Below are 13296 nucleotides of genomic sequence, written 5' to 3'. Positions count from 1 at the left end.
CAGGCCACAATGGCGGTTCGATTGTTCCCCGAAACAAAAAAGACACGGGCGCGGGCGCAAACTTGACCTGGTTGTTTCGCACGCTTACCGGGCGGTGTTAGACAAAGGCGACACGGGGGTTTTCCCCGGACCAGAGGAAACGGGATGCGACGCGAAACCACCAACCGTATACGCTTTGTACTCGAAGATATCGTGCCGCCCATCCTGCGTGACAGCACCGCTTTTCATTGGCTGGCATGCAGGGTTTGGGGCGACCATATCACGCGCCTTGCCGAATTCCGTGAACGCGCAACCTACCTGACGGATGACGAATACGAAAAACTCTACCGCGATCATCCGCGCGTGCATCAGGGCACCGACAATTCCGAAGCCTGCATCAAGCGGATAGCAAGGGATATCGTTGGGCAAAGCATCTGCGATATCGGCTGCGGCACCGGAGTTCTTTTGCAACGCATCAAAGCCGCCCGACCGGATATCACGCAGCTGACAGGGGTGGATTTCGTCGTCGATGATGCGGATGCCATCGACAATATCGACTATGTCGCCGCCCGGATCGAAGAGCTTCCGTTTGAAGACAACAGCTTTGACACCGTCATCTGCACCCATGTGATCGAGCATCTTCTGGACTACCGGCAAGCGATCGCTGAACTGCGTCGTGTCGCGCGAAAACGCGTCATTATCGTCGTCCCGCGTGAACGCGAAAGCAGGTTCACCTTCAATCCACATTTCAACTTTTTCCCATACACACACAGCTTTCTGCGTGCCGTGCATCCCAGCCCGGACATCCATGTCTGCGAAGATCTGGGGCGCGACATCTATTACTGTGAAGACCGCCCCGAGGAAAAACCGGAACCGGAACAACAAGGATGACCCCGCCCGCCCCCACGACACTGGTCTGGGCTGGGTTGCTGTGCACACCAGTCATGATCTCAGCCGGGCAAATCCTGTTCAAACTGGCAGGAAACCGGATTGATGGGCGCGAAGCCACCGGATTGGCGGGCCTCATCCAGACGCTGTTCGATCCTTTCCTTCTGACAGCCTTTGCCATCTATGGCTCGGCAACGGTGCTGTGGGTGTATGTCCTGCGGTATCTGACACTGTCCCAGGCCTACCCCTTCATGGCCCTCAGTTTCGTTCTTGTGCCACTTGCCTCGCACGTCTTCTTCGGCGAAACACTTGGGCTGCGCTACTGGCTGGGGGCTGCGCTTTTGATTTCGGGAATGATGGTCATGAACACCTGATCGCACGGGGTGGATGAAACAAGGTGTTGAACCTGACCCGCTGCGCTCATATCGTGCGTCTTCGAACAACCCCAATCAGGACCATCCCATGACCGAGCAAGTGCCCCACCCGATGTCCCCGCAGGATTGCCTTGTGGCGATCATGGTTGCAGTCTCGGCCTCTGACGAAAACATCCGAACCGCCGAGCTGGTCAAGATCGAAGTTGCCGTCAACATGTTGCCGGTCTTTGCAGGATACGACAGTGATCGGACCCGTCGCGTATCGCAGGTTGTTTTTGACCTGTTCGAACAGGAAGACGGGCTGGATGCGCTGTTTGGCCTGATCCGTGAAAACCTGCCCGAGCGTCTGAACGAAACGGCCTATGCTCTGGCTTGCGATGTTGCGGCTGCCGATGGTGCGCTGGCCGAAACGGAACTGCGCCTGCTGGAAGAAATCCGGTACGAGCTGAATATCGACCGTCTGCATGCCGCCGCAATCGAACGCGGGGCGCGCGCACGCCACACGGTCTGATCCGGGCAATCTACGGGTTTCAGCTTCCGTAGAGTGCGCCCCAACGTTCCAGCAAGGCCCGTTGCAGTTTCCGCGACCTGCGGTTCCAACTGCGCGCACCTTCAGGCCGTTCACGTTGTGCGCGTGGGATCTTGGCGCGATGGGCCACGTCCGCCGTAAAAATGGCAAAAGCCAGATCAACCCCGTCCGCCGTTGTCAGGAAACCGCCCAGCCCGGATACGAAGTTCAATGTCCCTGTCTTGGCATCGACCTTGATCGGGTGGTTCTTGACCGGCCGTCCATTGCGATCCGTCAAGGCAAATGGCTTCATCAATGGGCGCAATGCGCCCATTTTCCGGGCCGCGACAAGGGCCGCGACCAGATCCGCCGGCACCATACGCGAGGCATCGCCAAGACCGGAATGATCGACCATCGCGATCCCGTTCACGCCAAAGCTCTGAGACGCCCAGAGATTCATCTCGGCCGCCGACTCTGCCAGGTTCCGCGGGTCAATGCCGCGCGCTTTGGTTGCGGCCAATCCGACCATCTCGGCCGTCAGGTTGGTTGAGTATTTCAGCATCCCGCGCAAAATACTGTCCAATGGATCGCTGCGATGCACGACAAGGTCGACACCTTTTGGCGCCTCTCGTGTCACCTGCACCCGATTCAGAACGATTCCATTGGATCGGGCCAAAGTGCGAAACACATCACCCGCGTACAATGCCGGTTTGCGTACAGGCAGCCAGCGCGCGCCGCCATTGCCCAGCGCGCCCTTGGCCACGGTCCAGCGATCCTGACGCGGGCTTGGCTGATACGTATAGATCGGCAAGCTGCGGTTCTCGACCCGCATGGCTGCCACATCCACTGCCGGCACATAGCGCGCGCTGCGTGCATCCATGGTCACATCATAACCCTTACCGGCACGCTTCCACTCGAAATGGACCCGATTGAAATTCAACGATATCCCACTGATCGCCGGGCTGTACCCCACATGATCCGGCTGTCCGGGATCAATACTGAACACGAAGGGCAGCGCCCCGTCATAGACCTTGAAGGCTCCGCGAACCTCGATAATTCCGGCTTCGCGCAGGTTGGCCGCCATCGTGGCCAGCGCATCCGTGTCCAACAGCGGATCGCCCCCGCCTGCCAGTATCAGATCGCCATGCAGAATTCCGTTTTCAATTGGCCCATCTGCGATCAAACGGGTTTCGAACCGATGGTCAGGTCCCAGAACGTCCAGTGCGTAAAGCGCGGTCATCGCCTTGCCGACGCTGGCCGGGGGCAAACCCGTACCTTCGCCAAAAACCTCCAGCGTCGTCCCCGTCGCCACATCCGCAACGGCGAAAACAACTTCGCCCGTCAACCCTGCGGCTGCGACCAAACGCTCGGCGCCACTCAACGGCACACCACGCGCGCGCGGCCTGAGCGAGACCAACGGCGCCTGCGCCAGACCAGCTACCGGGATCAGAGATGCCCCCAATCCCCCCAGAAACACACGACGTGAAAAACGACCAGTCATAGGTGAAATAAAATCCCACAGATCAAATGCGCGCAACCACTCGCCGCGATTATGCGCCCGGCAAGGCTATTCCGGCAACACTTCCGCGCGCCATTCGCCGCGTGTCCGAATCTCAGTGGAACTGACATCAACCATCGGCACGTTCACGAAACACCAGGCCGGAGCCTGCGCCCGCCCCAAAAGATGCCGCGCCTGCCCGTCGATCCTGTACTTGGCATAAACCCGCGCCGCCCTGGACATCCGGGCGGATATCCGGTCGCCGGGCCGTGCGACCACACCGACAGGGACGCTGTCCATGATCCTCCGCCAATCTTTCCAGCGGTGAAATTGCGCCAGATTGTCCGCCCCCATCAGCCAGACAAATCGGACCTGTGGATACAATCGCTGCAATGCTGTCAGAGTATCCGCAGTCGCGCGCGTACCCGTGAGCGCCTCGATGTCCGTCACCTCGACCCCTGGGTGCTGCATCACATTCCGTGCTGCCGACAGTCGCCTGTCCATGGGGGCCGGCCCGCGTTCCTTCAACGGATTGCCCGGCGATACCAGCCACCAAACCCGATCCAGCCCGAACGCCTTCATCGCCTCAAGCGTGACATGCACATGGCCTTGATGCGGTGGATCAAACGACCCGCCGAACAGACCGACGACCTGCCCAGGTCGCGCATAGGGTATGCCGTACCGCTCCATACCCTGCTGATGTTCAGAACTGCGGGGCGTTGTCAATCAACAGGTTGCACCACATCGCCCAGCCGAACCCGCCCGGGTCGCACGACTTCGGCACACCATCCTCCGTGCCCACGCACGGCGGAATAGCCGCCCTTGCCCAGCGCTTCTTCCATCCGGCTGCATGGCGCACAGATCACTGTAAATCGCAAAATAGCCTCGCCCACCTGCACCTCGCGTCCTTTGAGCGCCGCCAGATTGATCCCCGACACCACCAGATTGCGCCGCAGAACCGCGGGCGCAACCGGCCCCTGCCCCAAGTACGACCCAATCGCCGCCAGATGCTCCTGCTGGATCAAAGTCACTGCCCGCTTGCCAACGCGGGCGCGGTCACTGATCAGACCGGCCTCAGCAATCACGGATTCCTCCAGTGACACCATCTCGGCCCGGCGCTCTGGTCGCGCTCCGATCCAAGTTACGCAACCGGGCTGCGCCCAACCCGCAATCAATTCCGCCAGTTCCGGCATAACGCCCCCATTTTCAGCGCACTCAGACTATGCCGCCCGGCCCAAAGACGAAATTCACAATACCACCAGCTTGCCCCGCCCGTCCCGCTCGGATATCCAGCGTTTCAACCTGATTTCCCGACCCAGAGGACGCGACATGGCCGCCTATCAATATGTCTACCACATGCAGGGTGTCTCCAAGACCTATCCCGGTGGCAAGAAATGCTTTGAAAACATCCACCTGAGCTTTCTGCCCGGCGTGAAGATCGGTGTCGTCGGCGTCAACGGTGCGGGTAAATCGACCCTGATGAAGATCATGGCCGGCCTCGACACCGACTTCACCGGCGAGGCATGGGCCGCCGAGGGTGCCAAGGTCGGCTATCTGCCGCAGGAACCGCAACTGGACGAATCCCTGACCGTTCGTGAAAACGTCATGCTGGGCGTGGCCGGGAAAAAGGCCAAGGTCGACCGGTTCAACGAGATCGCGATGGAGATCGCCGAGAACTACTCGGACGAGCTGATGGAGGAAATGACTGCCCTTCAGGACGCGATCGACGCGGAAAACCTGTGGGATCTGGACAGCCAGATCGACGTTTCGATGGAGGCGCTGCGCTGCCCGCCGGACGACGCCGACATCGCCAATCTTTCGGGCGGTGAAAAACGCCGCGTGGCGCTGTGCAAGCTGCTGCTGGAAGCGCCCGACATGCTGCTGTTGGACGAACCGACCAACCACCTTGACGCCGAGACCATCGCCTGGCTGCAACAGCACCTGATCGACTACAAAGGTACCATCCTGATCGTCACCCACGACCGCTACTTCCTGGATGACATCACCGGCTGGATTCTCGAATTGGACCGCGGCCGCGGCATCCCCTACGAGGGCAACTACTCCTCGTGGCTGGAACAAAAGGCCAAGCGGCTGGAGCAGGAAGCCCGCGAGGACAAATCCAAGCAGAAGACGCTACAGCGCGAACTGGAATGGATGCGTCAGGGTCAAAAGGCGCGTCAGGCCAAGTCCAAAGCCCGGATCAACGCCTATAACGAGCTGGCCGAACAGTCCGAGCGCGAAAAACTGACCCGCGCTCAGATCGTCATCCCCAACGGCCCGCGCCTGGGCAGCAAAGTGATCGAGGTCAATGGGCTGGCCAAGCACATGGGCGACAAGCAACTGATCGAAAATCTCTCGTTCAGCCTGCCGCCCGGTGGCATCGTCGGCGTGATCGGCCCCAACGGCGCCGGTAAATCGACCCTGTTCAAAATGCTCACCGGCCAGGAAAAGCCCGACGCCGGCACCATCGAATACGGCGATACGGTGCAGCTGTCCTATGTCGATCAGTCGCGCGACGACCTCAACGACAACGACACCGTGTGGGAGGCGATCACCGGCGGCGCCGAGATCATCCAGCTGGGCGACGCGCAGGTCAATTCCCGCGCCTATTGCTCGTCCTTCAACTTCAAGGGCGGCGACCAGCAGAAAAAGGTCTCTCTGCTGTCAGGGGGTGAGCGCAACCGCGTCCACATGGCCCGCCTGCTGAAAGAGGGCGGCAACGTCCTGCTGCTGGATGAGCCGACCAACGACCTCGACGTCGAAACCCTGCGCGCGCTGGAAGATGCCCTTGTCGATTTCGCCGGCTGCGCCGTGGTGATCTCGCACGACCGTTTCTTCCTCGACCGGATTTGCACGCATATTCTGGCGTTTGAAGGCGACGCGCATGTGGAGTGGTTCGAGGGCAACTTCGAGGATTACGAAGAGGATAAAAAGCGGCGGTTGGGGCCGGATGCGCTGGAACCCAAACGGTTGAAGCATAAGAAGTTTGCGCGGTGAGGCTGGACGGGGATCGTATGGCTGAAAAAGCCGAAATGGAGATGTCTTGTTAATGATTAGGTTAGCGGCGCGCTGTGTCCAGATTTCTGCTTTCCTAGTTTGCGGTACGGGTAGTGCATTTGCTGAGACACCAAAGAAGGTTACTACCTTTGCCGCGCCAGCGGATTTCACTCATTTCTTGCATAAGCACGATAGTGAGCAGGGAAAATTCGATTTCACAGACAAATGGGTGGATCCAGAAAAGTCTGATGTGATTGTGGTTTTCATAGAAAATCGAGAAGATATCGATTTTGTTCCAGCAAAACTCTACTCTTCATTCCAGACTGTTCTGTCAATTGTAGATACGCATTTTTATCAGCTTTCGAGCCGCGTCTTTGGCGACACACTAAATTCTGACGTTTACATTGTGTCCGTTTCAAGATTGCAAACCAAATTGGTGGAGGACGGGTTTTCGACAGAGCAGGCTCAAAAGGGTGCATTTATTTCGTGCTTTGCAGCCGGCTTGGTTGAGGATTTTTATCGCCAAGGAAATCTAAATGCGAACCATCGCAGAATTGGAGACACATGTGTGGAATACCTAGAAAACAAGTAAGCGTAAGTTGAGTGCTCGCTCCCTTCACGCCAACTGGTAGGCCGGGCTTCAGCCCGGCACCCCTCGAAACACCCACACTTTACCAACATCCGCCGATGAATGGCCTCAAAACCCTTCAATCGCTCTGAGGGGAATGGTGGATGCCGGGCTGAAGCCCGGCCTACGGGGGGTGTTCTTTGTATCACGGCTCTCCGAATGCCCCGCCCGTCACACAACCGCTCCATTCCGGATCAACCCGACCCCCGCGGATATCGTGATAGATTGACGATTACGGTCACTCGGTCGAGTGCTTCCCCAGCCCGCTCATGGATGCGGCCGCCAAGCAGCAGCGGCTCAACATAGCATACATTGGACTGATTGCAGGGGCAGCACTTTGCCAGATCGGTTTCCGCGAAACCTTCTGGCCCGGCACCAATAAACCCGGCCTCCGAACCTTCCCATGAGGGCTCACTGCACCAAAGTTCACAGGAAACGATTTCAACCTTTTCTGTCAGGTCCTGTTCCCGCTCTCTGAGTTCCAGCGACAACTCGTGCATTTCTGGGTTTAACATCCCGGCCATTAACCACGACGCGTTCGGCCAGGGTGTGGTATTCACGGCCACAGAAGAAGTTTGATACTCTCTCTTGTCACCCGGTCCCAACACTGCTAAACGCACCCAATCTTGCGGCCTCGGATTCGTTCCGGGGCCTTAGATATTTTGAACCGGGGACCTTCGGGGCCCTATACCCTTGGCACCTACGGGGGCCTCTCACATAGCGGGGAACCCCCTCGCACTTGCTAAACGGAAGACAGAAAGCATGGCACTCAAGTCGTACAAGCCGACGACGCCGGGCCAGCGCGGGCTGGTGCTGATCGACCGTTCGGAGCTTTGGAAAGGACGTCCGGTCAAGTCTCTCACTGAGGGTTTGACCAAATCGGGCGGCCGGAACAACACCGGACGGATCACTTCACGCCGCCGCGGCGGTGGCGCAAAGCGTCTCTACCGGATCGTTGACTTCAAACGGAACAAATTTGATGTCGCGGCAACCGTCGAACGGATCGAATATGACCCGAACCGGACCGCATTCATCGCACTGGTAAAATACGAAGACGGCGAGCAGGCCTATATCCTGGCGCCTCAGCGTCTGGCTGTTGGTGACAAGGTCATCGCGTCGGCGAAAGCTGACATCAAGCCGGGCAACGCAATGCCCTTCTCGGGCATGCCCATCGGTACCATCGTCCACAACATCGAGATGAAGCCCGGCAAGGGTGGTCAGATCGCACGTGCGGCCGGTACTTACGCTCAGTTCGTTGGTCGCGATGGCGGCTACGCTCAGATCCGTCTGAGCTCGGGCGAGCTGCGCATGGTCCGTCAGGAATGCATGGCGACCGTCGGTGCCGTGTCCAACCCCGACAACAGCAACCAGAACCTCGGCAAAGCCGGTCGTATGCGCCACAAGGGCGTGCGCCCGTCGGTTCGTGGTGTTGCAATGAACCCGATCGATCACCCGCACGGTGGTGGTGAAGGTCGTACCTCGGGTGGCCGTACGCCGGTTACGCCTTGGGGTAAGGACACCAAGGGTAAGCGTACCCGCAACAAGAACAAAGCGTCCCAGAAGCTGATCATCCGCTCGCGGCACGCCAAGAAGAAGGGACGTTAATCCATGTCTCGCTCTGTTTGGAAGGGTCCTTTCGTCGATGCTTACGTGCTGAAAAAAGCCGAAGCAGCGCGCGAATCGGGCCGCAACGAAGTCATCAAGATCTGGTCGCGTCGTTCCACCATTCTGCCCCAGTTCGTGGGTTTGACCTTTGGTGTGTACAATGGCCAGAAGCATATCCCGGTAAACGTCACGGAAGACATGATCGGTCAGAAGTTCGGTGAGTACTCGCCGACCCGGACCTATTATGGTCACGCCGCAGACAAAAAAGCGAAGCGGAAGTAAGTCATGGGCAAGGAAAAGAACCCCCGCCGCGTGGCTGAAAACGAAGCAATGGCGAAAACCCGCATGCTTCGCACCAGCCCGCAGAAACTGAACCTGGTTGCGCAAATGATCCGCGGCAAGAAAGTTGAAAAGGCTCTGACCGACCTGACTTTCTCGAACAAGCGTGTCGCGCAGGACGTCAAGAAGTGCCTGCAATCCGCAATCGCGAATGCCGAAAACAACCACAACCTGGACGTCGATGAGCTGATCGTCGCCGAAGCATGGGTTGGTAAAAACCTGGTCATGAAGCGCGGTCGTCCGCGTGCCCGTGGCCGTTTCGGCAAGATCATGAAGCCGTTCTCGGAGATCACCATCAAGGTGCGTCAAGTTGAGGAGCAAGCCTAATGGGACATAAAGTCAATCCGATCGGCATGCGCCTTCAGGTCAACCGCACCTGGGACAGCCGCTGGTACGCTGACACCAAGGATTACGGTGATCTTCTGCTGGAAGACATCAAGATCCGTGAGTTCATTCAGAAAGAGTGCAAGCAGGCCGGTGTTGCACGTGTGATCATCGAACGTCCGCACAAGAAGTGCCGCGTCACGATCCACACCGCACGTCCGGGTGTCATCATCGGCAAGAAAGGTGCAGACATCGAAGTTCTGCGCAAAAAGCTTGCTGGTATGACCGACAGCGAACTGCACCTGAACATCGTCGAAGTGCGCAAGCCCGAGCTTGACGCGCAGCTGGTTGCCGAGTCGATCGCTCAGCAGCTGGAACGTCGTGTTTCGTTCCGTCGCGCAATGAAGCGCTCGGTTCAGAACGCCATGCGTATGGGCGCCCTGGGTATCAGGGTGAACGTCGCTGGCCGTCTGGGCGGTGCTGAAATCGCACGGACCGAGTGGTACCGCGAAGGCCGCGTGCCTCTGCACACCCTGCGTGCCGACATCGATTACGCACATGCCGAAGCGATGACCCCCTACGGGATCATCGGGATCAAGGTCTGGATCTTCAAAGGTGAGATCATGGAGCACGATCCGCAGGCACGTGACCGTAAAGCACAGGAACTCCAGGACGGCCCTGCACCTCGTGGTGCTGGTGGCGGTCGTCGCTAAGGAGGGAAAGATATGCTTCAACCAAAGCGTACTAAATTCCGCAAGATGCACAAAGGCCGGATCAAGGGCGAAGCCAAGGGCGGCTCTGATCTGAACTTTGGCACCTACGGTCTGAAAGCCCTGCAACCCGAGCGCGTCACCGCACGTCAGATCGAAGCTGCACGTCGTGCCATGACCCGTCACATGAAACGTCAGGGTCGTGTCTGGATCCGTATCTTCCCCGACACTCCGGTCACTGCAAAGCCGATCGAAGTTCGTATGGGTAAAGGTAAGGGTTCGGTGGACCGCTGGGTTTGCAAGGTCAAGCCCGGTCGCGTGATGTTCGAGATCGACGGCGTCAATGACGACATCGCCCGTGAGGCCCTGCGCCTGGCCGCGATGAAGCTGCCGATCAAGACCCGCGTCGTAGTTCGCGAAGACTGGTAAGCGATCCGGGAATTTCCCCGTTCGTGACAAAATTGACCCCCGTCGGGAAACCGGCGGGGGTTTTCATTTGGGGGCGCTGCCCCCGCCGCGGCAAGCCGCGACTCCCCCGGGATATTTATGGCCAGATGAAATTCGGACCCCCCTGCTTCATCTGGCAAAAAATATCCCGGAGCGCGAGGCAGAGCCTCGCAAAAGACCCATCGCAATCGTGACGAGGCTGCGTTAAGAGGGCGCTATGGCACAGATTGAATCACTCTTTGTTACCCGTCTCTATCGCGCAGCTTTGTCCGAGTTCGGTCCCGAGATCGATGCGGAAGAGTTGGAAAACTCGTGTCTTGTCATCGCCGAAGATGACGAGGCCGGGCAGCAATGGTGTGAGGAAAACGGCTATCCCGGCTATACCAGCTATGCCTCGCTAACCGATCTGCCTTGGCGGTTCCCTATCTTTGCCGATGTGGTGAAGGTACTGGATCAGCACGTTGCCGCTTTTGCCAGGGATCTGGAGTTCGATCTGGGCGAAGGCGAGTTGAAGCTAGAAGACCTTTGGATCAACATCCTGTCCGAGGGTGGCATGCATTCCAGCCACCTGCACCCGCACAGCGTGATATCGGGCACGACCTATGTGGCGATGCCCGAAGGGGCCAGTGCACTGAAACTGGAAGACCCCCGCTCAGGCCGCATGATGGCCGCGCCAACGCGTCTGAAAGGTGGGCGGCGCGATTTGCAGCCGTTCATCTATATGAAGCCGCAGGTGGGCGACGTCCTGCTGTGGGAAAGCTGGTTGCGCCACGAGGTGCCGATGAACATGGCCGAGGACGAGCGGATCAGTGTCAGCTTCAACTACAAGTGGGAGTGAGCCCCGGTTCATGACACACGGGTCACCCCAGTGAAGCGATTGCGAGACGAACGGACGGTGCCCATTCCGGTCACGATTCACAAGAAGTTACCGATAGACCTTGCAATATGCGTCGACATGGCGTAGCTGAACCTCGCAGACGTTTTTCTATTTCGACCACTGTCTCCCGTTATTCGGCGTTCAGTCTCTCGATCCAGACCGACTACGCCACGCTGTCGCAATTCCGCGGGCAGCAATTTATTAGGAGACTACGGATATGGCCAATGGCACCGTAAAATGGTTCAACACAACTAAAGGTTTTGGCTTCATCGCACCGGAGACCGGTGGCAAAGACGTGTTTGTACACATCTCTGCTGTCGAGCGCTCGGGTCTGACCGGCCTGGCCGACGACCAGAAAGTAACATTCGACATCGAACCCGGCCGTGATGGTCGTGAATCGGCTGTGAACGTCGCTCTGGCGTAAGTCACACAGACTTAGACAGTTGAAGACGCGGTCTCGTGCAAACGAGGCCGCGTTTTGTGTTTGTGGGGAAATCGGGCCGTACTCAACTACGCCGCTACTCCACTCTAAAACAGCGGTTGCAGACACTTGTTGCCAATTGACTAGGTAGCTGAATGGAATACCAGCTTGCGACTTCATCGATAAAGCGTGAAAAAGGGAAGGAGCTATAAGTATTTAGTATTTGAGGACAGGTGGCGTATTGCACGCAAGTTTGGTGTCACCGATTTTGTTGAATCAGGATGAGCAAGCCGTCTACGCGGTCAAAGCATGCGTTCTACCAACGCTTACGGATGCTATTTTGATTTTGATTTTCGCGCCGACACTAATGATGTTTCCATGGCTTGTTGTTCATTTCGCTTTTCGAAGAACCTATTACGTCATCACTACGCAAAGAGCTCTCGTGTTGGATGCGGGTGGTGTAATCGGCGAGGCGCGTTTGAGTGACATCGACAGAATCCGTGGGTCACGTTCTGCTTTGATGTTGATGGGTGCGGACACTAGATTGTGGTTGCCACGCCTTCCAGATGCCTGGCATTTTGAAGGAATCATTACTCGGGTTATGGCTAAAGTGGGTCACAGAAAGTAGTGGGCGAATGCCCACGCTCACACACCCGCCAAACTTCCTCTTGCCACCCACTGCTGAACCCCCTATAGAGCGGCATCTTGCGTTCCCCCGGCTGAGTCGGGGGATTCGTATGTCTATCATTCATCCACCAGGTCAAAGGTGACCCGTGTACGGGGCCTTCTGGTGTTTTGAGCAAAGGAAAAAGGCGATGAACGCCCAAGAACTGCGTGACAAGACCCCGGACCAGCTCCGCGAGGAACTGGCCAACCTGAAGAAAGAAAGCTTTAACCTGCGCTTTCAACAGGCAACCGGTCAGCTGGAAAACACTGCTGGTATCAAAGCGGCCCGCCGCAATGCCGCCCGCGTCAAAACCATTCTGAACGAAAAGGCCGCTGCCGCGGCATCGGAGGAGTAATCCTATGCCCAAGCGTATCCTGTCCGGAGTAGTAACCAGCGACGCCAACGAGCAGACCGTGACTGTTTCGGTTGAACGCCGTTTCAAGCACCCGCTGCTGCACAAAACCGTTCGTAAGTCCAAGAAATACCGGGCTCATGACGAAAAGAACGCCTTCAAGGTCGGCGACACCGTACGCATCATCGAATGCGCGCCGAAATCGAAGACGAAACGTTGGGAAGTTCTGGAGGCGTAAGCCCCCAGGCCTTTCCATTTGTCGAAACCCTGGGGGAATTAACAAGACCAGCCCCCACAGGTCGGGAGAAACCACATGATCCAGATGCAGACCAATCTGGATGTCGCTGACAACTCCGGCGCTCGCCGAGTTCAGTGCATCAAGGTCCTGGGTGGTTCCAAGCGTAAATACGCCTCCGTCGGCGACATCATTGTCGTCTCGGTGAAGGAAGCCATCCCACGCGGCCGCGTAAAGAAAGGGGACGTCCGCAAGGCCGTCGTCGTACGCACCGCCAAGGAAGTCCGTCGTGAAGACGGCACCGCGATCCGCTTCGATCGCAACGCCGCCGTCATCCTGAACAACAACAACGAGCCGATCGGTACCCGTATCTTTGGCCCCGTTGTTCGCGAACTGCGCGGCAAGAACTTCATGAAAATCATCTCGCTGGCTCCGGAGGTGCTGTAA

Annotated in this window: 18 protein-coding genes; 15 read left to right on the top strand and 3 right to left on the bottom strand. The window is 57.9% G+C overall.

All coding sequences use genetic code 11. The features are described from left to right. Positions 1-144 precede the first annotated feature (144 nt). The 3 genes from NOR97_RS01745 (at position 145) to NOR97_RS01735 (ending at position 1752) form a co-directional block, all read left to right on the top strand. Positions 145-870: a class I SAM-dependent methyltransferase gene (locus NOR97_RS01745; protein WP_257600017.1), complete on the top strand. Its 726-nt coding sequence runs from the start codon at positions 145-147 to the stop codon at positions 868-870. After that, the gene (locus NOR97_RS01740; protein ID WP_216603830.1) at positions 867-1241 is read left to right on the top strand and encodes an EamA family transporter; all 375 of its coding nucleotides are present in this window, start codon (positions 867-869) and stop codon (positions 1239-1241) included. Before NOR97_RS01745 ends, NOR97_RS01740 begins: the two co-directional genes overlap by 4 nt. A gap of 88 nt (positions 1242-1329) precedes the next feature. Further along, the gene (locus NOR97_RS01735) at positions 1330-1752 is read left to right on the top strand and encodes a tellurite resistance TerB family protein (RefSeq protein ID WP_170347312.1); all 423 of its coding nucleotides are present in this window, start codon (positions 1330-1332) and stop codon (positions 1750-1752) included. A 19-nt stretch (positions 1753-1771) separates the two neighbouring features. On the opposite strand, the gene dacB is transcribed toward NOR97_RS01735, so the two are convergent. From dacB to NOR97_RS01720, 3 genes are all read right to left on the bottom strand, one after another. After that, positions 1772-3250, bottom strand: a complete 1479-nt coding sequence (gene dacB / locus NOR97_RS01730; RefSeq protein ID WP_257600016.1) for a D-alanyl-D-alanine carboxypeptidase/D-alanyl-D-alanine-endopeptidase — start codon at positions 3248-3250, stop codon at positions 1772-1774. Between the two features lie 66 nt (positions 3251-3316). Beyond that, positions 3317-3937, bottom strand: coding sequence for a nicotinate-nucleotide adenylyltransferase (locus tag NOR97_RS01725; RefSeq protein ID WP_170347363.1), 621 nt, complete (start codon positions 3935-3937; stop codon positions 3317-3319). Positions 3938-3969: 32 nt separating this feature from the next. Then, on the bottom strand, positions 3970-4440 hold the full coding sequence (locus NOR97_RS01720; protein WP_257600015.1) for an MOSC domain-containing protein: 471 nt from the start codon (positions 4438-4440) through the stop codon (positions 3970-3972). A 136-nt stretch (positions 4441-4576) separates the two neighbouring features. Here NOR97_RS01720 and ettA point away from each other — a divergent pair, with 136 nt between their 5' ends. The 12 genes from ettA to rplN all read left to right on the top strand — a co-directional run bounded on the left by ettA (position 4577) and on the right by rplN (position 13296). Then, positions 4577-6244: an energy-dependent translational throttle protein EttA gene (gene ettA / locus NOR97_RS01715; protein ID WP_257600014.1), complete on the top strand. Its 1668-nt coding sequence runs from the start codon at positions 4577-4579 to the stop codon at positions 6242-6244. A 52-nt stretch (positions 6245-6296) separates the two neighbouring features. After that, on the top strand, positions 6297-6836 hold the full coding sequence (locus tag NOR97_RS01710) for a hypothetical protein (RefSeq protein ID WP_257600013.1): 540 nt from the start codon (positions 6297-6299) through the stop codon (positions 6834-6836). 798 nt (positions 6837-7634) lie between these two features. Next, on the top strand, positions 7635-8477 hold the full coding sequence (rplB, locus tag NOR97_RS01705) for a 50S ribosomal protein L2 (RefSeq protein WP_170356688.1): 843 nt from the start codon (positions 7635-7637) through the stop codon (positions 8475-8477). 3 nt (positions 8478-8480) lie between these two features. Next, positions 8481-8759: a 30S ribosomal protein S19 gene (gene rpsS / locus NOR97_RS01700; protein ID WP_068348022.1), complete on the top strand. Its 279-nt coding sequence runs from the start codon at positions 8481-8483 to the stop codon at positions 8757-8759. Between the two features lie 3 nt (positions 8760-8762). Then, a complete protein-coding gene (rplV, locus tag NOR97_RS01695) occupies positions 8763-9143 on the top strand; it encodes a 50S ribosomal protein L22 (RefSeq protein WP_039538267.1) in 381 nt (126 codons plus the stop codon). Next, entirely contained in the window at positions 9143-9853 is a 711-nt protein-coding gene (gene rpsC / locus NOR97_RS01690) for a 30S ribosomal protein S3 (protein WP_117872244.1), read from the top strand. Before rplV ends, rpsC begins: the two co-directional genes overlap by 1 nt. Positions 9854-9865: 12 nt before the next feature. Beyond that, positions 9866-10279 (top strand): 50S ribosomal protein L16, encoded by a 414-nt coding sequence (gene rplP / locus NOR97_RS01685; RefSeq protein ID WP_117872242.1) that lies wholly within the window; start codon positions 9866-9868, stop codon positions 10277-10279. Positions 10280-10514: 235 nt separating this feature from the next. Next, a complete protein-coding gene (locus NOR97_RS01680) occupies positions 10515-11135 on the top strand; it encodes a 2OG-Fe(II) oxygenase family protein (protein ID WP_257600012.1) in 621 nt (206 codons plus the stop codon). Positions 11136-11391: 256 nt separating this feature from the next. After that, positions 11392-11598: a cold-shock protein gene (locus tag NOR97_RS01675; RefSeq protein WP_170347647.1), complete on the top strand. Its 207-nt coding sequence runs from the start codon at positions 11392-11394 to the stop codon at positions 11596-11598. Positions 11599-12410: 812 nt separating this feature from the next. Beyond that, on the top strand, positions 12411-12617 hold the full coding sequence (gene rpmC / locus NOR97_RS01670; RefSeq protein WP_010437082.1) for a 50S ribosomal protein L29: 207 nt from the start codon (positions 12411-12413) through the stop codon (positions 12615-12617). 4 nt (positions 12618-12621) lie between these two features. After that, positions 12622-12852 carry a 30S ribosomal protein S17 gene (rpsQ, locus tag NOR97_RS01665; RefSeq protein ID WP_152459158.1) on the top strand — a complete coding sequence of 77 codons (231 nt, stop codon included), beginning with the start codon at positions 12622-12624 and terminating at the stop codon, positions 12850-12852. Between the two features lie 75 nt (positions 12853-12927). Continuing rightward, positions 12928-13296, top strand: coding sequence for a 50S ribosomal protein L14 (gene rplN, locus NOR97_RS01660; RefSeq protein ID WP_039523372.1), 369 nt, complete (start codon positions 12928-12930; stop codon positions 13294-13296).

Source organism: Ruegeria sp. YS9 (assembly GCF_024628725.1).
Classification (GTDB): domain Bacteria; phylum Pseudomonadota; class Alphaproteobacteria; order Rhodobacterales; family Rhodobacteraceae; genus Ruegeria; species Ruegeria atlantica_C.
Note: the sequence above shows the minus strand (reverse complement) of the source record. Positions and strands in the feature narration are given on the sequence as shown.